Here is a 22650-nt window from a genome sequence, read left to right as displayed (position 1 = left end):
TTACTTGTCTTTGTGGTAATGATAATGATCCTGAATCACCACTTGAATAAAATCAATATTTCCTAAACCATCACTTTTCACCTCCATTATTTCCTCCAGTTTTCGCGTTAATTTTAATAAAATATCATAATTATTATTGTTTAATGCAGACGTAAAATTTTCTTTTACAATATTAATATCACGATCAGACAGGCGATAAACTTCGGGAAAACGAATTTTATAGGTTTCAGAAACTTCAGCGAAAATAGTTTGTGATAAAGCTAATTTCGGATTCAAATCAATCAAACATGTATTCGCAACAATATCACCTAAACGTTGACCATTTTTATTTATAATCATCGTTATCAACGCGATAAGTCCAGTAAATAAAAACAATTCGACACTTCCAATTACCCAACGCAAGAAATAATCAAAATTATTGGCACGATTTCCGTCCATTCGTATTACACGAATTTTCATAATCCATTTTCCAATTGTTTGCCCTTTCATTAAAATCTCGAGAACCAACGGATAAAGTAAAAATATAAAACCTATTATACTATAAATTCCCATACGAAACCATTCGTCTCTATTCGGAATAAACTCAGAGAAATAATACATACCGTAGACTAATATGATTCGGATAATCATATCGATGATATACGCAAGCAAACGTTTTCCAAGTGGTGCAATATTATAAGCAATTTGCACGTTTTGAGGTGTATTGACTAAAAGTTTATTCATATATTTGGTTCACTAACAACTACTCTACAATGAGAGAAGCGCATTTTATTGATAAAAATAAGTCTAAATGGTCTGATATTGAACATAATTTGAAAAATAAAATTGATGTTCATCCAGATATTTTAGCAAAAAACTACATCGAAATTACAAATGATTTGGCGTTTGCTCAAACTTATTACCCAAAAAGTAAGACAAAAGATTATTTGAACGAGTTAGCTTTATTTGCGCATCAGTCAATTTACAAAGATCAACGAACTTCTGGGAATCAATTTGTGCAATTTTTCAAAGAAGATGTGCCAAATGTAGTCTACAAAAATCACAAAATGTTGTTGTATTCATTCTTAATTTTTGCCTTAGCGGTTTTAATTGGCGTTTTATCATCGCATTTCGATCCAGATTTTACACGATTAATTTTAGGAAATCAATATGTAGACGAAACGTTAATGAACATCAAAAAAGGTGATCCTGCAGCAATTTACAAATCAGGAAGTCAGACTGGCTCTACATTAGCTATAACCATCAACAATATTCGTGTTGCTTTTTTTGCTTTTACATTAGGATTATTTTTCAGTATTGGATCAGGATATATTCTATTTTCGAACGGAATTATGTTAGGTGCATTTCATTATATGTTTTTCAAAGAAGGCGTTTTGGGAAAGGCAATGTCAGCAATTTGGATGCATGGAACAATCGAAATTTCGGTGATTATTATTGCTGGAGCTTGCGGATTAATGCTTGGAAATGGCTTTATGTTTCCAAAAACTTTATCGCGAAAAAAATCACTCACAATCAAAGCAAAAGAAGCGGTAATGATTTTATTAAGCACTGTTCCAATGTTTATTATAGCTGGATTTATCGAAGGTTTTATTACGCGTTTATATGATGTTAATATTGTATTGAGTTTATTGGTAATAATCCTTTCATTAATCTTAATTATTTGGTATTACATCATTTATCCGATTCAAAAAAATAGACAAAAAACTTTTTCGTTCAATCAAACTTTAGAATCGAATGAAACAATTTAGACTATTTTTTACATTTACATTATTATTAATTCAATTCGTTGTTTTTGCACAAGAAAAAACAGCAGAATTTAAAGCATTCAAAGAAAAATATGCTGGAAAAGAATTTGATTATAATGATGTTCCAAAACCTAAAAAAGAATTCGAACCTGGCTTTTTCTCAAAAATAATCGAAGGTATTTTTAGATTTCTCTCTTATTTACCTTGGGAAATCATTTTCTATTTTGTAATTGGATTATTCTTAATTTTTCTTGCCACACGTATTTACAAAAATGGTGGAATTCTTAAACGAAATTCGAAAAAATTATATGACGAATCTGATTTTGATTTTATCGAAGAAAATTTAGCCGAAGTTAATTTGAATTCATTAATCAATAAAGCAGAAACAGAACAAAATTTTGCTTTAGCAATTCGTTATTTGCATTATCAAAATCTACAAAATTTAGATAAAAAAGGTTGGATTGAATGGGATCCGAAGAAAACAAATCAACAATTTATCAATCAAATAAAAGACGAAAAATCAAAGATTTTATTCAATCAAAATACTAAAATTTTCAATCAAGTTTGGTTTGGAGAATTTAAAATTGATGAAAATAAATACCACGAATTCAAGACAAATTTCAATCAGTTTAACCAATATTTAGCCTCATGAAAAAGAAATTAGGTATTCTATTAGGCGCTATTTTATTGATCGGAATTTTTATATTTTCTTTCTCAAAACTTCGTTATAAGCTTCCTAAATCATGGAATGTAAGCCTTTATCAAAATAGTAAAGATCCGTACGGATTATTTATTATGCACGAAGAACTTGGGAAGTTATCTAATGGGAAAATGAAAGATTTGGAAAAACTTTCTGAATTAAAAATTGATCCTAAAAAAGCAAAAGATTATGCAGTTGTTGTGCTCGGTTCTGAAATTTATTTTGATACAGTTTCTAAAAATTTATTGAGCAAAATTGCCGAAAATGGTGGAATTGTGATGATTGCAGATTATTATGACAATTTTGGTGATGACACAAATGGAAAAGAAGATATTAACGAAGAAACGTATTCTACAGATACGCCAACAACTGATTCTACGGAATCTGAAGAGAATATCTTGTACAATCAGACAATAAATATTAATGATAATTTTGAACTTAGAACAAATAAATTGTTCAAAATAAAGAAGAAAAAAGAAATCGAACATCACTATTTTAGCGATATCACAAATGATTCTGAAATTTTTGGAACAATTACTTATAAAGATAAGGCTTACCCAAATTATTTAAAAATCAAACCAAAAAATTATAAAGGTTATTATTTATATCACGCAGAACCGCTTTATTTTACCAATTATTATTTGTTAAATGAGGACAGTTATTTCTATGCTAAATCAGTTTTAGAACCACTGAAAGGGAAAACTATTTTTTGGTACAATACCTCGAAAACTTATGCAGGAAGTTCATCAATGATGCGTTTCATAATGAGCGAACCAGCTCTAAAAGTTGCTTGGATTACGTTATTGGTTTTACTTTTCTTCTTTTTAATTTTTAGAAGCAAACGCGAACAACGCATCATTCCAATTTATACCAAAGAAGAAAATCATACCGTCGAATTTGCTAAGACAATTTCCTCTTTATACCAAGAAAATGGCGAAGTAAAAGACATTGTTTCAAAGAAAATCGATTATTTTTTATACAAATTGAGAAAAACATTTTTAATCGAAACAGACGATATTACAAACAAACAATTCATTGAAATTGTTGCACAAAAAGCAAATTTGAGCCAAGAAGAATGTCTTGAAAAATTCACGATTCTGAAAAATATTTATCAAAAAAATCAACCAAATGAACACGATTTGGAAATTGTGTATCAAATCATCGAAAACTATAAACAAAAAGCAAATATCTAATGAGCGAAAATACATATCAACCATTCGAAAATAGAGTCGATTTTTCGGATGTACAACATAAAATGCAAACTGTAAAAAATGAATTGAAAAAGGTAATTGTCGGACAAGATGATATTATCGATCAATTAATTTTGGCTTTGCTTTCTAACGGACATTCTCTGATAGAAGGTTTGCCTGGAGTTGCCAAAACAATGATGGCAAAATTGTTGGCAAAAACGATAGATTCTGGTTTTAGTAGAATTCAGTTTACGCCAGATTTAATGCCTTCTGATGTGATTGGAACGTCTATTTTAAATTCTAAAATCAATGAATTTGAGTTCAAAAAAGGACCAATTTTTTCGAATATTATTTTAATTGATGAGATTAACCGTTCGCCTGCAAAAACTCAAGCGGCTTTATTCGAATCGATGTCAGAAAAACAAGTGACGGTTGATGGAACAACTTATCCTTTACAAGCTCCTTTTCTAGTTTTTGCAACTCAAAATCCAATCGAGCAAGAAGGAACGTATCGCTTACCAGAAGCACAATTGGATCGTTTTATGTTTAAGATTTATGTCAAATATCCTTCGTTAGAAAGTGAAATTGAATTATTGAAAGAACAACAAGAACGCAAAAATATTGACAAAGAAACGTTGGTAGAAAAAGTAATTTCAGGAAATGAAATTATTGAGTTCCAAGATCGCATAAAATCAGTTTTCGTACACGAAGCGTTGATTACGTATATTGCGACAATTGTTCATCAAACCAGAATCGATCAAACCTTGTATATGGGTGCATCGCCACGTGCTTCTATCGCGATTTTAGATGCTGCAAAATCAAATGCAGCGGTGAATGGACGCGATTTTGTGATTCCAGAAGATATCAAGCAAATTGCGCATACAATTTTGGGACACCGCGTTGTGATGGTTCCTGAAAAAGAGATGGAAGGTTTTACAACACAACATATTATTCAGCAAATTATTGATCGCGTAGAAATTCCTCGTTAATGAAATTTTTCAGAAGCTTATTTCTTACCAATCGCTTTTTTTATGCGGGATTATTCATTGCATTTTGTTATGTGATTGCATTTTTTCTATCTCCTATTTACATTATTGCAAAGATTTTGACACTTGTCTTTATCGTCAGTGTTATTGTCGAAATATTTTTGGTTTATATTCCTAAAACTTCCATTGAAGTTCTTCGAAATTATCCAGAACGACTTTCAAATGGTGATGAAAATGAATTGGAACTTTTCGTAACAAATCATTATCAATTCCCTCTAAATGTAAGGATTATAGAAGAGTTTCCTGTTCAATTACAATTAAGAGATTTTCAGTTTAGAAAACGATTTAAAAGTAGTCAAAATACTAAATTTGATTTCAAAATTCGACCAACAGAACGAGGTTCATATAAATTTGGATTAACAAATGTATTTATTTCTGTTTTTGGATTGATTGAGAAAAAGATCAAAATAAACGAACCAATTTCGATTGCTTGTTATCCTTCTTATTTGCAATTAAAACAGTTTCAATTATATTCTACCGCTCAGTTACAGAATCAATTTGGAATGAAAAGGATTCGAAAAATTGGAACAAATACAGAATTTGAAAATATAAAAAATTATACGATTGGTGACGAATATCGTTTAATCAATTGGAAAGCAACGGCAAAAGCAAATCGACTGATGGTCAATCAATTTCAGGAAGAAAAATCGCAGCCTGTTTATTCGTTAATTGACTTAGGGAGAACGATGCGAATGCCTTTTGATGGTTTAAAATTGTTGGATTATTCAATCAATTCTAGCTTAGTTGTCGCAAATATTTCACTTCAAAAAAATGAAAAAGCAGGTTTAATAACATTTAATAAAAGAATTCAAGATCACGTTGTTGCGGATAGAAAAAATCATCAAATGCAATTGATTTTGGAGAAATTATACAATGTACAAACTGATTTTTTGGAAAGTGATTTTGGACAATTGTATGCCTATATCAAACGAAAATTAACGCAACGATCGCTTTTATTTATTTATACCAATTTTGAAACAATTGATGGTTTGGAACGTCAATTACCATATCTGAAATTGATTAAAAAATCGCATGTTGTCGTTTTGATTCTATTTAAAAATTCGGAATTGAAAAAACTTAATCATCAGAAAGCAAAGACTACTACTGATATTTACGATCAAACAATTGCCGAAAAGTTTAATTACGACAAAGAATTAATCATAAATCGTTTGCATCAATTCGGGATTTTAACGATTTACTGCGAACCACAAGAATTGTCTATTAACTTAATCAATAAATATTTAGAGATAAAAGCGCGAGGTTTGTTTTAAAAAAAGTTTTTTTAACCATTTTTTTAGAAAAATAAGCACAATTATTGCTTAAAGTTGGTCAATTTAATCTGAACAACCATGAAAAAACTATTACAGATCTTTTGTTTAATTTTAACAACAAGTCTTTTTGCACAAACAAATTTTATCGAAAATAAAACACTTTCTACAAAGCGCGTAATCCTTTTGGACGCTGGACATGGAGGAACAGATACTGGCGTAAAAAAAGATGAATTTCAGGAAAAAGATATTGCGCTGAAAATTGCAGAAATTATTCAAGAAAAAAATCCTTTTACAGATATTGATTTTGTATTATTGAGAAAAGGTGACGAACAAATTATCAATACAAGTCGTGCGAAAATGATTAATGAAATAAAACCTGATTTGGTTTTATCAATTCACGCAAATTATAATGTAAAAGATTCGAAAAAAGGAACAGAAATTCACCTTTCTCCATTGAATCCTACTTTCGAAGAATGTAAAATACTTGGCGAAAAAATTGGAACAAGTATAAGTTCTTTAGGTTTTGAAAACTTAGGAATTGTTGAAACAAATTCGAAAATATTACGAGATTCACAAGTTCCAATTATTATGATTGAAATCGGTTATTTGACAAATGACGATGACCGAAAAATATTAACAAACGAAAGTAATTACCCTAAAATAGCAGATAAAATTTTTGAAGCATTGAAGAATTAGACATAAAAAAATCTCAGAGTATTTTGCTCTGAGATTTTTTGTTTTTTCTCTATTTTCCATCCAATTCTTGTTCTTGATGAAAGGCAATTTGACCAAAATCATCTTGTATATTTTGATAATAAACTTTTGCTTGTAAATAATCTTTGAATCCATAACTTAACTCGAAATTATACACAAAAGCTGGTTGCATAAAAGGATTTCCTTCTGTGTAAGAAATAGGATTACTATACCATTTATTTGGATTTAATTCCCAAAAAGCTGGTCGTTGAATTCTTCGCCCAAAATTAAAATTGAACGAATGATCTTCTGTTGACTGATATTGAATATAAAACTTTGAAAAGCTCTTTTCATAAAAATCAATTAGCAGAAAAAATTGTACAATTTTTAGAAAATTATCAATCAATATAAAACGAAAAAAAGGACTTCAATTGAAGTCCTTTTCTATATTTATTTGCAAATTGTATTAATCACAATTTCCGTCTACATCACAAGAAGCACCATTTTGTGGTTGGTCCAAATGATCTTTTTCGTAAGCTTGTGTCAAAGCAGAAACGAAATACTCGACTGGTTGAGCACCAGAAAGTGCATATTTACGGTCAATTACGAAAAACGGAACGCCAGAAACACCAATATTACGCGCATCTAAAATATCCGAAGCAACTTCAAAAACATTTGCATCAGAATTTAGCATTTCAAGAACTTCGGTTTTGTTCAAACCAATTTCTTCTCCCAATTCAGCCAAAACTTCATAATCAGCTACATTTTTACCTTCTGTAAAATACGCTTTAAAAAGTCTTTCTTCTGCTTCCGAACCTTTTCCATTCGCTTGCGCAAAATGAATCAATCGGTGAGCATCACCCGTATTGACAACTTTAGAATTTTGTTGTTGAAAATCAATTCCAACAACTTTTCCCATTTCAGCCAATTGATTATTCATTGCCGAAACTTGTTCTTCCGAAATTCCTTTTGTTTTGATTAAATAATCATTGACAGAAGTAATTTCAGTTTTTGATAAATCAGGATTTAACTGAAAACTTTTCCATTCAACCTGTATTTTATCTTGATAAGGAATTTGCGTTAAAGCTTGTTCAAAATGTTTTTTTCCGATATAACAGAACGGACACATTACATCCGACCAGATTTCAATTTTCATTATAGAAATTTTTGGTGTAAAAGTTTGTAAAAATACGCTTTTTATTTGAATGGATTCGGTTATTTTTCGGTTAATTTTATCTTGAAAAATTATTAACAAAATCTTGAAAAATAATCGTGCTAAATTGAGTTTTAAATTTGTTTAAGACAAGGTTTAAATTACCTTTGCAGTGAACCAAGAAAAGATGATTAGTTTCATTTTTATTCCAAATCAAATAACGAACAAACAATATGTCAACACACGTAGTAGTCGGTCTTCAATGGGGTGACGAGGGAAAAGGAAAAATTACAGATGTATTAGCCGAAAAATCGGATTATGTTGTACGCTACCAAGGTGGTAACAACGCTGGTCATACGGTATATGTAGGCGATGATAAATTTGTCTTACACTTATTACCTTCTGGAGTTTTACAATGCAAAGGAAAATGTATTATTGCGAATGGTGTCGTAGTAAATCCTGAAGCTTTTTTTGCAGAAACTGAACAATTAGAAGCAAAAGGTTTATCTACAGATCACGTTTTTATCTCGAGAAGAGCGCATATCATCATGCCTTATCACATTTTGTTAGACGAATATCGTGAAGAATTTGCAGGAAAAGATAGTCAAATTGGTACAACAAAACGCGGAATTGGTCCTTGTTATGAGGATAAAGTAGCGCGCGTTGGTATTCGTGCAATTGATTTATTAAATCCTGAAGTTTTAGCAGAAAAAATCAAAGAAAATTTAGTGGTTAAAAATGCTTTATTCGAAAAATTATTCAATAAAGAACCATTAAAATTCGAAGACATTTACGAAAAATATTTAGCTTATGGTGAGCGTTTGAAAGAACGTATCTTAGATTCTGAGTTAGAAATTAACCACGCAATTGACGAAGGTAAAAATGTATTATTCGAAGGTGCTCAAGCATTAATGTTAGACATCGATTTTGGTACATATCCATTCGTTACATCATCTTCTCCAACAACAGGTGGAGTTTGTGTTGGTGCTGGAGTTCCTCCTACAAAATTGAAAAATTTGATTGGAGTTTCGAAAGCATATTGTACACGCGTTGGTAACGGTCCTTTCCCAACAGAATTGGACAACGAATTAGGAGAACAAATTCGTCAAGTTGGTCACGAATTCGGAGCGTCGACAGGTCGTCCACGCCGCACAGGTTGGTTAGATTTAGTTGCATTGAAACACGCTTGTATGATTAATGGAATTACACATTTAGTAATTACTAAATTAGATGTAATGTCGAATATTGATACAGTAAAAGTTTGTACAGGTTACAAAACAGAAGACGGAAAAATCATTGATTATTTCACTTCTTCTACAACTAAATTAGCTGATTACGAAGCGCAATACGACGAATTACCAGGATGGAAAGAAGATATTACAAACGTAAAATCTTTTGATGAGTTACCGCAAACAGCGCAAGATTACATTCACTACATTGAGAAATACTTAGGAATCGAAGTTTATTTAGTTTCGGTTGGACCAGAGCGTTCTCAAAACATTATTAGAACAACTTTATTTTAATAAATTAAATAGTATAGCCTGACTTTTGTTGGGCTATAACTTTATGAGATATTTTTATGAACGAAATTTTAGAACGATTAAAACAATTGAATTTAGGTATAGATTCTATCGTCCCGATGAAAGGTGGTGATATTAACGATGCTTTTCGATTAGAATCGTTTGATAAAAAATATTTTTTAAAGGTAAATTCCGCAAACAACTTTCCTCATCTTTTCAAGAAAGAAGCACGTGCTTTAGAAGCCATCAAAAAGACCAAAACATTTTCGGTTCCGAAAGTGGTAAATGTTGGCGAAGCTGGAAAAGATTTTCAATATTTATTATTAGAATGGATGGAAACCTCTACTCCAACTGTTGTAAATTGGGAAAACTTAGGAAAAAATTTAGCAAAACTTCATCAAAATACAAGTAAACAATTTGGTTGGTCAGAAGATAATTACATTGCAATTGTCGTTCAGCCGAATAGTTTAACAGATTCTTGGAGCGAATTTTATGCAAAAAATCGCATCATGCCAATGATGAAACTATTGCAAAACAAACAATTAATCAATTCAAAACAAATAAAATCTGCAGAGAGTTTATGTAAACAATTGAATTCGATATTTCCAGAAGAAAAACCTGCTTTATTGCATGGAGATTTTTGGAATGGAAATATTTTAGCCAACAAAAAAGGCGAATTCTCGGTTATAGATCCTGCAATTTATTATGGTCATCGCGAAATGGATTTGGCTATTGCAAAGCTTTTTGGAGGATTTGATGATGTATTTTTTGATGCCTATCACGAAAATAATCCTTTAGGACCAAATTTCGAAGAGCGTTTACCAATTGCACAATTATTTCCATTGCTGATACACGCTTACCTTTTCGAAGGTTATTATGTGAAAGATGTGCAAACCATTTTGAAAAAATTTTAAAAAACAAAACAAACAAATACAATGAACAAGTATCAAAATCCTTTAGAATCGAGATATTGTAGCGACGAAATGCTATATATCTTTTCTCCTGAGAAAAAATTTACATCATGGAGACAGCTTTGGATTGCTTTGGCAGAAATTGAAAAGGAACTTGGATTAGATATTACAGACGAACAAATTCAAGAATTAAAAAATAATGCAACTAATATTGATTATGATGTTGCTGCGGCTTACGAAAAGAAATTTCGTCACGATGTAATGGCTCACGTGCATACGTACGGAGATGTTGCACCAAGCGCAAAAGCAATTATTCATTTAGGCGCTACTTCGGCTTTTGTTGGCGATAACACAGATTTGATTCAGATTCGTGATGGATTTCAACATGTAAAAGGACAATTAATCAATGTGATTGATGGTTTAGCAAAATTTGCGCGTCAATACAAAGATTTACCAACTTTAGGATTTACGCATTTCCAACCAGCACAATTAACAACCGTTGGAAAACGTGCAACACTTTGGTTACAATCTGTTTTATTAGATTTAGAAGAATTAGAATTCAGAATAGATACGTTACGTTTTCGCGGTGTAAAAGGAACAACTGGAACAGCGGCTTCTTTCAAAGAATTATTTGATGGAGATTACCAAAAAGTAAAAACATTAGACAAAAAATTATCTGAACGTTTCGGATTCAAAAATGTTTTTGCAGTTTCAGGACAAACTTACGATCGTAAAATTGATGCTCAAGCATTAGAATTATTATCAAACATTGCACAATCTGCACATAAATTTACAAACGACTTGCGTTTATTACAAAATTTAAAAGAGATTGAAGAACCTTTCGAAAAAAATCAAATTGGATCTTCTGCAATGGCATACAAACGCAATCCTATGCGTTCAGAGCGTATCGCCTCTTTAGCGAAATACGTGATGTCCTTAGCAACTTCTCCTGCAATGGTTGCTTCAACTCAATGGTTCGAAAGAACGTTGGACGATTCGGCTAACAAACGCTTAGCAGTACCTCAAGCATTTTTAGCGATTGATGCAATTTTAATCATTTGGAACAATATTTTAGATGGTTTAGTCGTTTATCCTAAAATCATCGAGAAGCATATCGCGGAAGAATTACCATTTATGGCAACCGAATATATCATTATGGAAGGTGTTAAAAATGGTGGAGATCGTCAAGAATTACACGAAATTATCCGTACACATTCTATGGAAGCTGCAAAACAAGTGAAAATGGAAGGAAAATCTAACGATTTAATTGAACGTATCATTGCCGATGAAAATGTAAAAATTGACAAAGAGAAATTAGTCGAATTATTAGATCCGAAAAACTTTACAGGATTTGCTTCTGAACAAACAGAAGAATTCTTAAAAGATTTGGTTGATCCAATTATCGAAGAAAATAAAACACTTTTAGGCGCTCATACAGACCTTAAAGTGTAAACACGCTTAAGACAAACACATGAAACAAAAAAAAGACTTCCAAATTGGAAGTCTTTTTTTAATTTTAACCTTTAATCAATTATAACCAATGAGAAAATTCTTTCTGTTTTTTGCACTTATTTGTTCTTTTCACGTAGTTGGACAAATCAAATATATCACGAACAAAGAATTTACTGTACAAGGAAAAGCCTTTGATAATACACCTTTTTACCATAGAATCGATACCAACAAATACGCAAATCTTCCTGAAAAAGTAAAAGGTTTATTTACTGCTCCCGCTGGATTATATGTTACATTCAAATCGAATACTTCACAAATAAAACTGGATTGGACAACTCGTTCTACTTATTTGGGCGCGAATACAACTGGAATTATGGCGCGTGGGTTGGATTTGTATATCAAAGAAAACGGAAAGTGGATTTTTGCAGGTGCGGCTTTACCAAATCAGCAAAATATCAAAAGTGAATTGATATCGTCAAGAATTTATCAAAGACAGAAAAGGAATTCATACTTTATTTGCCACTTTGGAACGAAATTACAGATTTAAAAATAGGAATTGATGCTTCCGCTAATTTTATCAATCAACCGATTGCGTATAAAAAGAAAATCGTGGTTTATGGTTCAAGCATTGTGCAAGGTGCTTCGGCAAGTCGTCCTGGAATGAATTATCCTTCTATTTTAACACGAAAAACAGGCTATGAATTCATTAATCTTGATTTGAGTGGAAGTGCAAAAATTGAAATTGAATTGGCTGAAATGATCAAAGATATTCAAGGGGTTGATTTGTTTATCTTGGATTGTGTTCCAAATAGTTCACCCGAAGAGATCAAAAGTAGAACAATTCCGTTCGTCAAATTACTCCGAAAATATCATCCAAAAACACCAATCTTGATGGTAGAAAGCTTGATTCGACCAATGAGTAAATTTGATTTAATCGCTCACGAAGATATGACAAGACAAAATCAAACCTATCGAGCCCAATACGATGCGTTGATAAAAGAAGGCATAAAAGATTTGTATTTATTGAAAGGTGATAATTTAATTGGTTCGGATAACGAAGGTTCTACAGACGGAATTCATCCAAATGATTTAGGTTTTAGCAGATTATCAGAGGCCATTGAGAAAAAAGTAAATGAAATTTTGAGTAAGAAATAGATTAATACTTTATACCAACTTTTCTCAAAATAAAACCTAACAACCAAATAGGACCAACCAACAAAAATTGTAAATCTTTGAGAAAACTTGGCTTCTTCCCTTATATTTTGTGTCCAACGAATTGTAAAATCCACGTGATAATAAATACTACCAAATAAACTAACCAAGATTTTGTACCGAATTGCACATTGCACAACGAAATAAAATATTCCATAATCAACATTAGAAAAATCATAATGAAACCAACGACAACCGATAATCTAAAATAAAATATTGAAACAATAACCAATGCAATGATTGAAGCTATACTGATATAACCAAAGTTCTGAACATACAAATGCGGCGCTGGAATGTAGGATATAAAACCAAGAATCGTCCAAAAGATTAAAGGAACACAAATCCAATGAATAGTTTTGTTTGTTCCATTTTGATGACTTTCTCCATATTCACTAAAAAGTTGTTCTATTTTTCTCATATTGGATGATTTTAACTTAAATATAGGTTGAATTTGTTTGATTATTAAACTTTAAAACCAAAATTATAGTTGTAAATTTGAATATAACTTGAAATATCTTACAAAATCCAATTAATGTTTACAAAAATTATAAATGTATTTGCAATACTATTTGGTATCACACTCTTTACCCTACTAACTTATATTTTTTATAATCAAGCTTCTAAAGATTTATCTAAATATTCGCAAGTTGAAGGTATAATAACAAATAAAGGTATTATAAATTCAAACAAAAATTCTAAAATATTCTTTTTAAAACTTTCTAATTATCCTCAAAATCTCGCAGTATACAAAATGACTAAAAATTATTCAGAGCTTGATAATAATATTAGTCACGGTGACAAAGTAAAAGTATATTTTTCACCTTCAAATTCTAATAAAAATAACTTGGATATAGTTCAAATAGAGAAAGAAAATAAAATTTTATTAAGTTATAATACGCACAAAACCACCTACTATTTTTTAACCGGAATAACTACAATCGCTACATTATGTATCATTTTAATGACAGTTTATTATATAAAAAGAAATAAAATTGAGAATCCTATACCACCTATTTTCTAAATAAAACAAATTCAATATTAAAACATTAGCAATAGTTACCAAAATTTGGTAACTTTATTTTATTAAACTAAATAAGACGTTATGGGACGAAATACATCTGTTTCTTTGGGAAATTATTTTGAAGAATTTGTTGATACAAAAGTCTCTCAAGGAAGATACAAAAATGCAAGTGAGGTTATTAGAGCTGGTTTGAGACTTTTGGAAGAAGAAGAAGATAAAATTCAGTTATTGAAAAATTCGATACAAGAAGGTATAGATAGTGGAATTGCAGAGGATTTTGAAGCAAAAAAACACCTCGAAACTTTGAAAGCCAAAATAAAAAATAATGGCTAAGTATTTCTTGACAAATAAAGCTGTTGAAGATCTTTCGAAAATATATGAATATACGTTTGAATTGTGGTCACAGAATCAAGCGGATAAATATTATGAAGAACTAATCAATTTTTGTCAGTTATTAGCCGAAAACCCCATGATTGGAAGAAATTATAGTGAGATTAATTCTGAACTTTACGGATTTTTAGCCAATCAACACATTATCTTTTATAGAATTCTAACTAAAGATGAAATTGAAATAACAAGAATTCTCGGTGCGGAAATGGATTTGAAGAATCGTATAAAAGAATAAACTTTTTAATTTTCTCACTTCAACTATTTTCACCGCAAAAAACGATTATACGAGAAAGCCAACTTTTTCAAGTTGGCTATTTTATTTACTTTGGATAAACGACTCGTGAAAAGCAACACGAAGTGTTGATCTATATTATAAAATTTTAAGCTTGCATCACAAAAATAGCAGGACGTTTATGAAAATCATACTTTTCATTTTTCCACTCTTTGATCGATAACGTGCGGATATCTTCGTCCTCTAATGTAATGTGGCACGCGACACAAATCTTGGTTTCGGCACGAAGAATCTTCGTTAAATCGTCTACCATTTGATTGTTACGATAAGGCGTTTCCATAAAAATTTGAGCAATTCCCGTTTTCGCGCTTTCAGCTTCCAAATGCGCTAATTTCTTTTTACGTTCTGTTTTATCGATTGGTAAATAACCGTGAAAAGCAAAGTTTTGACCATTCATTCCAGAAGCCATTAACGCCAACAAAATCGACGATGGACCAACCAAAGGAACTACCTGGATGCGTTTCTGTTGCGCAACTTTTACCAACTGCGCACCCGGATCTGCAACCGCAGGCAAACCAGCTTCGGAAATAATTCCGATCGTTTTGTTTTGATCAAATAATTTGATCAAATCTAACATTTCTTCTGGCTCTGTATCTTTGTTTAGAATGTAAATATCTAAATCGGCTTGAACTTTTTCGGGGCAAACTTGTTTGATAAATTTACGTGCAGATTTTTCGTTTTCTACCACAAACGTATCAATTGCTCGAATAATGTCAAGATTGTATAAAGGCAATACTCTACTGTGTTCGCTTTCACCTAAAAGTGAAGGAATCAAATAAACTTTAGCCGTTTTCATTGTATAATTTTAAAGATTATATTTTTTGATGATTCCGTCTGTGGCTTCATCTAATAATTGATAAACATGCTCGAAAGCATCTTCTCCATCGTAGTAAGGATCAGGAACATTTTGCGTTTGCCCTATTCCATCTTTCAAGATCAATTTGATTTTACTTTGCTCCTCTTCGCTTCGAGCTAATTGTTGCAAATTAATTAAATTTTGTTTATCCATTGCAAAGATTAAATCAAACTCATCGAAAAAAATTGGATTGAAATGCATTGCACGTTGATCAGAAATATCAACACCATATTTTTTAGCAACCGCAACCGAGCGTCTATCTGGTTGTTCACCAACATGCCAATCACCCGTACCAGCAGAATCTACCAAATGATTGTCGCCAACCTTTGATTGTAAAATTCCTTCTGCCAACGGAGAACGACAAATATTACCTAAACAAACCATCAAAATTTTCATTGAAAAAATATTTATAGATTAATCTGAAATTTTACGTGAAATATCTTCAATATAACCACGAAATTGCTTGTCCGTTTCTTGTAAATTTTTCACTGTTTTACAAGCGTGTAAAACTGTTGCGTGATCACGTTTACCGATTTGTGTTCCAATACTTGCCAAAGACGCTTTTGTATATTGTTTTGCAAAATACATTGCTAATTGACGCGCTTGTACGACATCACGTTTACGTGTTTTTGACTGAATATCTTCAATCTTCACTTTAAAGTATTCACAAACTGTTTTCTGAATGTAATCAATCGAGATTTCTTTGCGAGCTGTTTGTACTAATTTAGATAACGTACGTGATGTTAAATCTAAGGTAATTTCACGTTTATTCAACGTTGCTTGCGCAATGATTGAGTTTAATGAACCTTCTAATTCACGCACATTTGTATCAATATTTTGTGCGATATAATCCATTACTTCATCAGGAAATTCGATACCATCGTTTTCTAATTTTTGTTTCAAAATTGAAAGACGTGTATTGTAATCAGGGTTTTGCAAATCGGCTGATAATCCCCATTTGAAACGAGAAATTAATCGATCTTCCATATCTTGAATATCTGCTGGAGATTTATCCGAAGTCAAAATAATCTGATTTCCTCTTTGATGTAAATGGTTAAATATATGGAAAAAAACTTCTTGCGTTTTTGCTTTTCCAGATAAAAACTGAATATCATCCATAATCAAAACATCAATCATTTGATAAAAGTGAATGAAATCATTTTGATTATTATTTTTTACAGCTTCAATAAATTGTTGTGTAAATTTCTCAGTTGAAACATACAAAACAGTTTTCTCTGGGTGTAAATCTTTTACTTCTAAACCTATCGCATGCACCAAATGAGTTTTTCCTAACCCTACTCCACCATAGATGAATAGTGGATTGAACGAAGTTCCTCCTGGGCGTTTGGCAATCGCACGACCAGCCGCACGTGCTAATCGGTTTGATTCTCCTTCGATAAAATTATTGAATGTATAATTATGATTTAATTGCGAATCAATTTTTAATTTTTGCAATCCTGGAATAACGAAAGGATTCATCATTTTACCAGCTTGCAAATTAATTGGCGCTTCTACCTCTTGTGGGCGAGGTTTTTCTTTGTTCGAACTTGGAATACGTACCGTGAATGGCTCACGTCCTTGCGACTTTTGATCCATCAAAATACTGTATACCAATTTTGCATCAGAACCTAATTCTTTTTGTAAGGCACTTTTTAAAATTTTGATATAATGCTCCTCTAACCATTCGTAAAAAAATTTACTTGGTACTTGTATTGTTAAAACATTATTATTTAGTTTGCCCGGACGTATCGGTACAAACCAAGTATTGAAGGCATCTTCTGCAATGTTGTCTTTTATAAAAGACAAGCATTTTTCCCACACAGAATTTGCAGTTATCGTCATAATATTGTCCAAAAGTGCTTAAGTTTTAATGTAAAATACTGAAAGTCAATGTTAAATTTTCATCAACCCTTCTCTACAAAATTGTGAACAAATTTTGAATAAAAAAAATGATTTAGGTATTGATATATTAAAAAATACTTTGTATAATTAAAAATAATCAATAAGTAGTTTTAGATAAAATAAAAATACTGCAAAGATAATCTTTTCGGACATATTTTGGCTTATAAAACTATTAATTCTTATTTTTGTATCACTATGGAAATTACACAAGAAAAAATTGACTTCGCAATTATCAAAGTAGAAAATCATTTAAATGATTTGGGCATCAAAAATAATTTTTCTCTTTTACGAATTGAACAAGGTGAAGAAAAAAATGTAAGGACTTTTTATTATGAAATAGCAAATCCTACTTTCAAAACAATTATTCAAATTCAATATGATTTCTTAAAAGAAGAGCAAAAAGATTCTTCGCAAACTTCTTTTAGTTGGATGGATTACAAAAAAATTACTGAATAGACTTTTTCATTTTTTATATAATTAATGATAAAGTCTTTTTTTTGTTCTCTACTTTTGAAGATTAAAATGATGTTTTAGAAAATTATGGAGAAGATAGAAGAAACCGAACAATTAAATGTTTTTCGCACCAAAACTCGTATTCTATATAAACACACCGATCAAATGAAAGTGGTTTATTATGGAAATTATCCTGAGTTTTATGAAATTGGTCGTGTAGAATTGATGCGCAAACGTGGTTTTCCTTATGCTGAATTGGAAGCAATGGGAATTCAGATGCCAATTATTGAAATGCATACAAAATATATTGGTAGCGCTTTGTACGATGAATTAATCGAAATTGAAACAACAGTTCATGAGCGTGACAAAGGTGTTCGCATTCGATTTGATTACAATATATATAATGAAGTGGGAAAAATAATTAATCAAGGATACACTATTTTATGTTGTATTGATGCCGAAACTCGTCGTCCTGTTCGTATTCCAGAACGTATTTGGACAAGTTTAGGTTTATAATATTATTTAGAATCATTAATTATTCGTTAAAACAAATTCTTGCAAATGATTTCTCATTAAATTTGTTCCTTAACAAAACATGATTAAAAACGAATGTCAACACTTCAAGAAAAAATCAATCAAACGATTGTAGACGTTATCGATTTTCCAAAAGAAGGAATTGTCTACAAAGACATTACTCCATTGTTCTTAAATTCTGAACTTTCGAATGAAATTGTAGACGCTTTTGTAGAAAAAGCAAAAGGTAAAGTGGATATTGTTTGTGGAATTGAAAGCCGTGGATTTTTGTACGGAATTCAGATTGCACAAAAATTAAAAGTTCCTTTTGTATTAATTCGTAAAGCTGGTAAATTACCTCCTCCAACAATTAGTCAATCTTATGATTTGGAATATGGACAAGCAACTATCGAAGTAAATTCGAATTACATCAAAGATGGTGCGCGAGTTCTAATTCACGACGATGTTTTAGCAACTGGTGGAACTGCCGAAGCTTGTGCTAAATTGGTAGAAAAATGTGGTGGAAAAACAACACAGTTTTCTTTTATTGTTGATTTAACTTTCCTACATGGTAAAGATAAATTAACATCTTTTACAACTGATATTGTTACTTTAACAGAATATTAAACTAAAAACTCCGCTCAAAATTTTGAGCGGAGTTTTTTTTATTTTTTAGGCGCTATAATCACTTCTGGCGCTCTTTCATTACCAATATCCAACAAAGCTTTTATATTCGCTAAAATTTCTCTAAAACTCTGTTTACCTTCCGTTTTATAAGGTCCGCTATCCGCATTATATCCAATACAATCCAATCCGAAAACTTTTCCTAAGAAAAGCGCTCTTTTGAGATGATAAGATTGAGAAATTAAAATCACTTTATCAAATTGATAAATATTTTTGGTTCTGTAGATTGTGCTATATGTATCCAAACCTGCTCCATCTAGATAAGTATCTTCAATTTTGACACCTCTATCCAACAAGTATTTTTCCATCACATCAATTTCATTAAAATTCTCGTGAAGTTTTTCTCCAGAAAGTAAAATTACATCCACTTGATCCTCTTTGTAAAGTCGAATTGCAGCATCCAAACGATCTTTCAAAAAACGAGTTGGTTGTCCATTAGCTTGCACTTTTGCACCAAAAACAACTGCCACACGATAATCTGACGGAATATTTCCTTGATAATTGTAAATGTAATACGAAGTAAAAACTTGAATAATCAATGCAACGATCAAAGTAAAAACCGCTATTAATCCAGCGATAAACATACTTTTACGCATTACAAATCTTCCTATTTTTACAAGTTTACTCAACTATCTTTTGTTTTAAAAAATTTTAACATTCAACAGTCTATAAGTTTAGTGATATTTAAAAATTATAAATGTGAAAATTATTTTAAATTTTTCATCGTAATTTTAGAGAATGAATGAGATTGAGTTAAGAACAGTTACCGTTGAACGCTATTTGCAACCTTTGCGCGAAGGTGGTTCTTTGCCTGCACTAGCTGATGCAGATGACGGTTTTAAATATGTTTTAAAATTTAAAGGTGCTGGTCATGGTCCTCGCATGCTGATTTCTGAATTATTAGGAGGAGAAATTGCACGTGTTTTAGGATTTAAAGTTCCTGAATTAGTTTTTGCAAATTTGGACGAATATTTTGGTCAATCCGAAGCTGATGAAGAAATTCAGGATTTGTTAAAATTTAGCGAAGGAACTAATTTGGCTTTGCATTATTTATCTGGTGCAATCAATTATGATCCTGCTGTAATGAAAATTGATGATAAATTATCTTCTCAAATTGTTTGGTTAGATGCTTTTTTGACGAATGTTGATCGTACTTTTCGCAATACAAATATGTTAATGTGGCACAAAGAATTGTGGTTGATTGATCATGGTGCTTCCTATTATTTTCATCATTCGTGGGACAATTGGGAAAAAGCAGCTCTTGCACCCTTTACGCCAATTAAAGACCATGTTCTATTGAAAAATGCTACAAAACTTGAAGAAGTTGATACAGAATTTAAAGCGATTTTGAATGATGAAATCATTGATAAAATTGTCGATTTGATTCCTGATGAATGGTTAGAAACAGAAGTTACACATGCTACTCACGAAGAAATGAGAACGGTTTACAAAACATTTATCAAAACACGATTACAACATTCCGAACTTTTTATAAACGAAGCGAATAATGCCAGAAAAAATCTTATATGAGTATGCAATTCTTCGTTTGGTTCCTAAAGTTGAACGCGAAGAGTTTATCAATGTTGGAGTAATTTTATTTTCGAAAAAAGAAGATTATTTGAAAGTAAAATATTTTATTAATGATAGTAGAATCAATGCTTTTTGCCACGAATTAGATCTTGATTTTATTGACAGTAATTTGAATGCTTTGTCTAAAATTGCCGAAGGAATTCATCCCGAATCTGCTGTATCTAATTTCGAAACCCCTGAACGTTTTCGTTGGTTAACAGCTGTCAGAAGTTCGTCTATCCAAAGTTCTCGTCCGCATCCTGGTAAAACAACAAACCTTGATAAAACCTTGGATCAATTATATAAAGAACATGTTTTATAAAAGTTAAACGCTTAAAAACGAATGTTTTAAAAATATTTTCTTAAATTTGGTCATACATTAATTTTAAATTATTTATCGCCATGAGTACATTAAGAAACAAAGTTCAGCTAATTGGGAATGTTGGTAGCAATCCTGATGTTAAAACATTAGAAAACGAAAAGAAGTTTACAAAATTTAGTCTAGCAACGAACGAAAGCTACACAAATAGCAAAGGTGAGAAAGTTCAGCAAACGACGTGGCACAATTTAGTTGCTTACGGACCAATTGTAAATGTGATCGAAAAACATGTAGAAAAAGGGAAGCAACTTGCTATAGAAGGCAAATTGACTTACCGAGATTATCAAGATAAAGATGGTCAACAAAAAACGATTACAGAAATTATAATTGATGAAATTGTACTTCTTTAGCGTTTAAAATAAAAGGGAAACAGTGATGTTTCCCTTTTATTATTTTATAAGATTCCAAAATAAATTTGGAATATGAATTATCCTAACATTCGAATCGCGGTTTTTAGACCTTCAATAAATGTATCTATTTCTTCTTTTGTATTATAAACAGCGAATGAAGCTCGTACCGTTCCCGGAATATTGAAATGCTGCATAATTGGTTGTGCACAATGATGACCAGTACGAACAGCAATTCCTTTTTTATCCAAAATCATTCCGACATCAGATGAATGAACGCCGTCAAATTTTAAGTTGAAAGAAACTGCGCCAGAATGTTCTGCATCTTTTGCATAAATCTCCACTTCATCAAATTCTGATAGACGTTGAATTGTATAATCTACCAATTCTTTTTCGTAATCGTGAATCGTTTGCATTCCAATAGAATTGATAAAATCTACCGCAGCTCCAAGTCCGATAATTCCTGCAATATCTGGTGTACCAGCTTCGAATTTGAAAGGTAAACAAGCGTATGTTGAAACCTCCATTGTTACATCTTTTATCATCTCTCCTCCTCCGTGGAAAGGTGGTAATTCATTCAAAATATCTTCTTTTCCATACAAAATACCGATTCCAGTTGGACCGTACATTTTATGACCAGAAAAAACCAAGAAATCACAATCCATTGCTTGAACATCAATTGCAGTATGTGGAGCAGATTGTGCCGCATCAATCAAAACCCAAGCACCTTTTGCATGCGCTTTTTCGATAATTGTTTTGATCGGATTTACAACACCTAATGCATTTGAAACTTGATTAACACAAACTAATTTGGTTTTATCTGTCAATAAATCATCCAACTTCTCAATATCCAAAATACCTTCTGCAGTTAACGGAATATATTTTAGTTTAGCACCAGTTCGCTGACACAACAATTGCCAAGGAACGATATTAGAATGATGCTCGATTTCGGTAATAATAATTTCATCATCGGCTGATAAAACATTACGAAGTGAATTAGAAACTAAATTAATTCCTTCCGTCGTTCCACGCGTAAAAATAATTTCGTAATCGTGTTTCGCATTGATAAATTTCTGAATCTTACGACGCGATTCTTCCATCAAATCTGTTGCTTCTTGACTTAATGTATGAATTCCACGATGTACATTTGCATTGTACTTTTCGTAATATTCGTCCAAAACATCTAAAACAACTTTCGGTTTTTGAGAAGTTGCACCATTATCTAAATAAACCAATGGTTTTCCGTTGACTTCTCTATTTAAAATTGGAAATTGACTTCTTATTTGTTGAATATCTATTGACATTTTTTTAAGTTTTGAGTAATGAGTTATGAGTGATGTGTAATAAAAAA

28 protein-coding genes and 1 pseudogene are annotated in these 22650 nt (G+C 31.3%); 20 read left to right on the top strand and 9 right to left on the bottom strand.

Translation table 11 applies throughout. From position 1 onward, the window contains the following. The gene (locus B3M86_RS05035; RefSeq protein WP_219034686.1) at positions 1–723 is read right to left on the bottom strand and encodes an RDD family protein; all 723 of its coding nucleotides are present in this window, start codon (positions 721–723) and stop codon (positions 1–3) included. Positions 724–752: 29 nt separating this feature from the next. Here B3M86_RS05035 and B3M86_RS05030 point away from each other — a divergent pair, with 29 nt between their 5' ends. The 6 genes from B3M86_RS05030 to B3M86_RS05005 all read left to right on the top strand — a co-directional run bounded on the left by B3M86_RS05030 (position 753) and on the right by B3M86_RS05005 (position 6648). Further along, the gene (locus B3M86_RS05030) at positions 753–1748 is read left to right on the top strand and encodes a stage II sporulation protein M (RefSeq protein ID WP_219034685.1); all 996 of its coding nucleotides are present in this window, start codon (positions 753–755) and stop codon (positions 1746–1748) included. After that, positions 1735–2397, top strand: coding sequence for a hypothetical protein (locus B3M86_RS05025; protein ID WP_280036848.1), 663 nt, complete (start codon positions 1735–1737; stop codon positions 2395–2397). The genes B3M86_RS05030 and B3M86_RS05025 overlap by 14 nt, the downstream gene beginning before the upstream one ends. Next, positions 2394–3638 (top strand): hypothetical protein, encoded by a 1245-nt coding sequence (locus B3M86_RS05020; protein WP_291075750.1) that lies wholly within the window; start codon positions 2394–2396, stop codon positions 3636–3638. The genes B3M86_RS05025 and B3M86_RS05020 overlap by 4 nt, the downstream gene beginning before the upstream one ends. Continuing rightward, positions 3638–4624, top strand: a complete 987-nt coding sequence (locus tag B3M86_RS05015) for an AAA family ATPase (protein ID WP_286495856.1) — start codon at positions 3638–3640, stop codon at positions 4622–4624. Before B3M86_RS05020 ends, B3M86_RS05015 begins: the two co-directional genes overlap by 1 nt. Beyond that, a complete protein-coding gene (locus tag B3M86_RS05010) occupies positions 4624–5952 on the top strand; it encodes a DUF58 domain-containing protein (RefSeq protein WP_219034682.1) in 1329 nt (442 codons plus the stop codon). The genes B3M86_RS05015 and B3M86_RS05010 overlap by 1 nt, the downstream gene beginning before the upstream one ends. A 78-nt stretch (positions 5953–6030) precedes the next feature. Then, positions 6031–6648, top strand: coding sequence for an N-acetylmuramoyl-L-alanine amidase (locus B3M86_RS05005; protein ID WP_125349084.1), 618 nt, complete (start codon positions 6031–6033; stop codon positions 6646–6648). A gap of 49 nt (positions 6649–6697) precedes the next feature. Here the strand turns inward: B3M86_RS05005 and B3M86_RS05000 are convergent, their stop codons facing one another. Continuing rightward, positions 6698–7051, bottom strand: a complete 354-nt coding sequence (locus B3M86_RS05000) for a TonB-dependent receptor domain-containing protein (protein WP_185144102.1) — start codon at positions 7049–7051, stop codon at positions 6698–6700. 60 nt (positions 7052–7111) lie between these two features. Further along, entirely contained in the window at positions 7112–7801 is a 690-nt protein-coding gene (locus tag B3M86_RS04995) for a DsbA family oxidoreductase (protein ID WP_286495857.1), read from the bottom strand. A 230-nt stretch (positions 7802–8031) separates the two neighbouring features. On the opposite strand from B3M86_RS04995, the gene B3M86_RS04990 reads away from it, so the two are divergent. The 5 genes and pseudogenes from B3M86_RS04990 to B3M86_RS04970 all read left to right on the top strand — a co-directional run bounded on the left by B3M86_RS04990 (position 8032) and on the right by B3M86_RS04970 (position 12836). Beyond that, positions 8032–9321 carry an adenylosuccinate synthase gene (locus B3M86_RS04990; RefSeq protein WP_219034680.1) on the top strand — a complete coding sequence of 430 codons (1290 nt, stop codon included), beginning with the start codon at positions 8032–8034 and terminating at the stop codon, positions 9319–9321. A 56-nt stretch (positions 9322–9377) separates the two neighbouring features. Continuing rightward, entirely contained in the window at positions 9378–10232 is an 855-nt protein-coding gene (locus tag B3M86_RS04985) for a fructosamine kinase family protein (RefSeq protein WP_291075748.1), read from the top strand. A 21-nt stretch (positions 10233–10253) separates the two neighbouring features. Continuing rightward, positions 10254–11681 carry an adenylosuccinate lyase gene (gene purB / locus B3M86_RS04980; RefSeq protein WP_291075746.1) on the top strand — a complete coding sequence of 476 codons (1428 nt, stop codon included), beginning with the start codon at positions 10254–10256 and terminating at the stop codon, positions 11679–11681. Positions 11682–11769: 88 nt separating this feature from the next. Then, positions 11770–12197: pseudogene (locus tag B3M86_RS04975) on the top strand (SGNH/GDSL hydrolase N-terminal domain-containing protein); the annotation flags it as partial. Continuing rightward, positions 12198–12836, top strand: coding sequence for an SGNH/GDSL hydrolase family protein (locus B3M86_RS04970; RefSeq protein WP_286495860.1), 639 nt, complete (start codon positions 12198–12200; stop codon positions 12834–12836). It begins immediately after the preceding pseudogene. A 100-nt stretch (positions 12837–12936) separates the two neighbouring features. Here B3M86_RS04970 and B3M86_RS04965 read toward each other — a convergent pair whose 3' ends face one another. After that, positions 12937–13311, bottom strand: a complete 375-nt coding sequence (locus B3M86_RS04965) for a DUF962 domain-containing protein (RefSeq protein ID WP_286495861.1) — start codon at positions 13309–13311, stop codon at positions 12937–12939. A gap of 114 nt (positions 13312–13425) precedes the next feature. On the opposite strand from B3M86_RS04965, the gene B3M86_RS04960 reads away from it, so the two are divergent. From B3M86_RS04960 to B3M86_RS04950, 3 genes are all read left to right on the top strand, one after another. Beyond that, entirely contained in the window at positions 13426–13914 is a 489-nt protein-coding gene (locus tag B3M86_RS04960) for a hypothetical protein (RefSeq protein ID WP_286495862.1), read from the top strand. 81 nt (positions 13915–13995) lie between these two features. Further along, complete coding sequence (locus B3M86_RS04955; protein ID WP_291075744.1) at positions 13996–14247, top strand: type II toxin-antitoxin system ParD family antitoxin; 252 nt, start codon at positions 13996–13998, stop codon at positions 14245–14247. Next, positions 14240–14539: a type II toxin-antitoxin system RelE/ParE family toxin gene (locus tag B3M86_RS04950; protein ID WP_219034672.1), complete on the top strand. Its 300-nt coding sequence runs from the start codon at positions 14240–14242 to the stop codon at positions 14537–14539. The genes B3M86_RS04955 and B3M86_RS04950 overlap by 8 nt, the downstream gene beginning before the upstream one ends. 145 nt (positions 14540–14684) lie before the next feature. Here the strand turns inward: B3M86_RS04950 and B3M86_RS04945 are convergent, their stop codons facing one another. Genes B3M86_RS04945 through dnaA form a run of 3 tightly spaced genes read right to left on the bottom strand, consistent with a single transcriptional unit; the run spans position 14685 to position 17294 of the window. After that, complete coding sequence (locus B3M86_RS04945) at positions 14685–15392, bottom strand: SAM-dependent methyltransferase (protein ID WP_286495863.1); 708 nt, start codon at positions 15390–15392, stop codon at positions 14685–14687. Positions 15393–15401: 9 nt separating this feature from the next. Continuing rightward, positions 15402–15848 carry a low molecular weight protein-tyrosine-phosphatase gene (locus B3M86_RS04940; protein ID WP_219034670.1) on the bottom strand — a complete coding sequence of 149 codons (447 nt, stop codon included), beginning with the start codon at positions 15846–15848 and terminating at the stop codon, positions 15402–15404. An 18-nt stretch (positions 15849–15866) separates the two neighbouring features. Further along, positions 15867–17294, bottom strand: a complete 1428-nt coding sequence (gene dnaA, locus B3M86_RS04935) for a chromosomal replication initiator protein DnaA (protein ID WP_286495871.1) — start codon at positions 17292–17294, stop codon at positions 15867–15869. Positions 17295–17549: 255 nt separating this feature from the next. Here dnaA and B3M86_RS04930 point away from each other — a divergent pair, with 255 nt between their 5' ends. The 3 genes from B3M86_RS04930 to B3M86_RS04920 all read left to right on the top strand — a co-directional run bounded on the left by B3M86_RS04930 (position 17550) and on the right by B3M86_RS04920 (position 18947). Further along, the gene (locus B3M86_RS04930; protein ID WP_038333588.1) at positions 17550–17810 is read left to right on the top strand and encodes a hypothetical protein; all 261 of its coding nucleotides are present in this window, start codon (positions 17550–17552) and stop codon (positions 17808–17810) included. An 84-nt stretch (positions 17811–17894) separates the two neighbouring features. Further along, complete coding sequence (locus tag B3M86_RS04925) at positions 17895–18323, top strand: acyl-CoA thioesterase (RefSeq protein ID WP_125349076.1); 429 nt, start codon at positions 17895–17897, stop codon at positions 18321–18323. A gap of 93 nt (positions 18324–18416) precedes the next feature. After that, positions 18417–18947, top strand: a complete 531-nt coding sequence (locus B3M86_RS04920; RefSeq protein ID WP_219035195.1) for an adenine phosphoribosyltransferase — start codon at positions 18417–18419, stop codon at positions 18945–18947. A gap of 38 nt (positions 18948–18985) precedes the next feature. Here B3M86_RS04920 and B3M86_RS04915 read toward each other — a convergent pair whose 3' ends face one another. Next, complete coding sequence (locus B3M86_RS04915) at positions 18986–19633, bottom strand: SanA/YdcF family protein (RefSeq protein WP_286495865.1); 648 nt, start codon at positions 19631–19633, stop codon at positions 18986–18988. A gap of 109 nt (positions 19634–19742) precedes the next feature. Between B3M86_RS04915 and B3M86_RS04910 the strand changes: the two genes are divergently transcribed. The 3 genes from B3M86_RS04910 (at position 19743) to B3M86_RS04900 (ending at position 21302) form a co-directional block, all read left to right on the top strand. After that, on the top strand, positions 19743–20534 hold the full coding sequence (locus B3M86_RS04910; RefSeq protein ID WP_219035197.1) for a HipA family kinase: 792 nt from the start codon (positions 19743–19745) through the stop codon (positions 20532–20534). Continuing rightward, positions 20512–20895 carry a DUF3037 domain-containing protein gene (locus B3M86_RS04905; RefSeq protein ID WP_125349073.1) on the top strand — a complete coding sequence of 128 codons (384 nt, stop codon included), beginning with the start codon at positions 20512–20514 and terminating at the stop codon, positions 20893–20895. Before B3M86_RS04910 ends, B3M86_RS04905 begins: the two co-directional genes overlap by 23 nt. Positions 20896–20975: 80 nt before the next feature. Beyond that, entirely contained in the window at positions 20976–21302 is a 327-nt protein-coding gene (locus tag B3M86_RS04900; protein ID WP_125349072.1) for a single-stranded DNA-binding protein, read from the top strand. A 77-nt stretch (positions 21303–21379) separates the two neighbouring features. Here B3M86_RS04900 and B3M86_RS04895 read toward each other — a convergent pair whose 3' ends face one another. Next, a complete protein-coding gene (locus tag B3M86_RS04895; RefSeq protein WP_257468255.1) occupies positions 21380–22603 on the bottom strand; it encodes an aminotransferase class V-fold PLP-dependent enzyme in 1224 nt (407 codons plus the stop codon). Positions 22604–22650 lie beyond the last annotated feature (47 nt).

The sequence above is a fragment of the Empedobacter sp. UBA6305 genome, assembly GCF_002440405.1.
GTDB lineage: Bacteria > Bacteroidota > Bacteroidia > Flavobacteriales > Weeksellaceae > Empedobacter > Empedobacter falsenii_B.
The sequence above is the reverse complement of the archived record's forward strand: the minus strand, read 5'-3'. Positions and strand labels throughout refer to the sequence as shown.

Excerpts from the sequence above, each read along its gene's own strand:
- B3M86_RS05005 (WP_125349084.1), top strand. The coding sequence starts at position 6,031 with ATGAAAAAACTATTACAGATCTTTTGTTTAATTTTAACAACAAGTCTT.
- B3M86_RS04965 (WP_286495861.1), bottom strand. The coding sequence starts at position 13,311 with ATGAGAAAAATAGAACAACTTTTTAGTGAATATGGAGAAAGTCATCAA.
- B3M86_RS05035 (WP_219034686.1), bottom strand. The coding sequence starts at position 723 with ATGAATAAACTTTTAGTCAATACACCTCAAAACGTGCAAATTGCTTAT.
- B3M86_RS04985 (WP_291075748.1), top strand. The coding sequence starts at position 9,378 with ATGAACGAAATTTTAGAACGATTAAAACAATTGAATTTAGGTATAGAT.
- B3M86_RS04950 (WP_219034672.1), top strand. The coding sequence starts at position 14,240 with ATGGCTAAGTATTTCTTGACAAATAAAGCTGTTGAAGATCTTTCGAAA.
- B3M86_RS04940 (WP_219034670.1), bottom strand. The coding sequence starts at position 15,848 with ATGAAAATTTTGATGGTTTGTTTAGGTAATATTTGTCGTTCTCCGTTG.
- B3M86_RS04895 (WP_257468255.1), bottom strand. The coding sequence starts at position 22,603 with ATGTCAATAGATATTCAACAAATAAGAAGTCAATTTCCAATTTTAAAT.
- B3M86_RS04900 (WP_125349072.1), top strand. The coding sequence starts at position 20,976 with ATGAGTACATTAAGAAACAAAGTTCAGCTAATTGGGAATGTTGGTAGC.
- B3M86_RS04945 (WP_286495863.1), bottom strand. The coding sequence starts at position 15,392 with ATGAAAACGGCTAAAGTTTATTTGATTCCTTCACTTTTAGGTGAAAGC.
- B3M86_RS04920 (WP_219035195.1), top strand. The coding sequence starts at position 18,417 with ATGTCAACACTTCAAGAAAAAATCAATCAAACGATTGTAGACGTTATC.
- purB (WP_291075746.1), top strand. The coding sequence starts at position 10,254 with ATGAACAAGTATCAAAATCCTTTAGAATCGAGATATTGTAGCGACGAA.
- B3M86_RS04995 (WP_286495857.1), bottom strand. The coding sequence starts at position 7,801 with ATGAAAATTGAAATCTGGTCGGATGTAATGTGTCCGTTCTGTTATATC.
- B3M86_RS04960 (WP_286495862.1), top strand. The coding sequence starts at position 13,426 with ATGTTTACAAAAATTATAAATGTATTTGCAATACTATTTGGTATCACA.
- B3M86_RS05025 (WP_280036848.1), top strand. The coding sequence starts at position 1,735 with ATGAAACAATTTAGACTATTTTTTACATTTACATTATTATTAATTCAA.
- dnaA (WP_286495871.1), bottom strand. The coding sequence starts at position 17,294 with ATGACGATAACTGCAAATTCTGTGTGGGAAAAATGCTTGTCTTTTATA.
- B3M86_RS04910 (WP_219035197.1), top strand. The coding sequence starts at position 19,743 with ATGAATGAGATTGAGTTAAGAACAGTTACCGTTGAACGCTATTTGCAA.
- B3M86_RS04990 (WP_219034680.1), top strand. The coding sequence starts at position 8,032 with ATGTCAACACACGTAGTAGTCGGTCTTCAATGGGGTGACGAGGGAAAA.
- B3M86_RS04905 (WP_125349073.1), top strand. The coding sequence starts at position 20,512 with ATGCCAGAAAAAATCTTATATGAGTATGCAATTCTTCGTTTGGTTCCT.
- B3M86_RS04930 (WP_038333588.1), top strand. The coding sequence starts at position 17,550 with ATGGAAATTACACAAGAAAAAATTGACTTCGCAATTATCAAAGTAGAA.
- B3M86_RS05015 (WP_286495856.1), top strand. The coding sequence starts at position 3,638 with ATGAGCGAAAATACATATCAACCATTCGAAAATAGAGTCGATTTTTCG.
- B3M86_RS05030 (WP_219034685.1), top strand. The coding sequence starts at position 753 with ATGAGAGAAGCGCATTTTATTGATAAAAATAAGTCTAAATGGTCTGAT.
- B3M86_RS04925 (WP_125349076.1), top strand. The coding sequence starts at position 17,895 with ATGGAGAAGATAGAAGAAACCGAACAATTAAATGTTTTTCGCACCAAA.
- B3M86_RS04955 (WP_291075744.1), top strand. The coding sequence starts at position 13,996 with ATGGGACGAAATACATCTGTTTCTTTGGGAAATTATTTTGAAGAATTT.
- B3M86_RS05020 (WP_291075750.1), top strand. The coding sequence starts at position 2,394 with ATGAAAAAGAAATTAGGTATTCTATTAGGCGCTATTTTATTGATCGGA.
- B3M86_RS05010 (WP_219034682.1), top strand. The coding sequence starts at position 4,624 with ATGAAATTTTTCAGAAGCTTATTTCTTACCAATCGCTTTTTTTATGCG.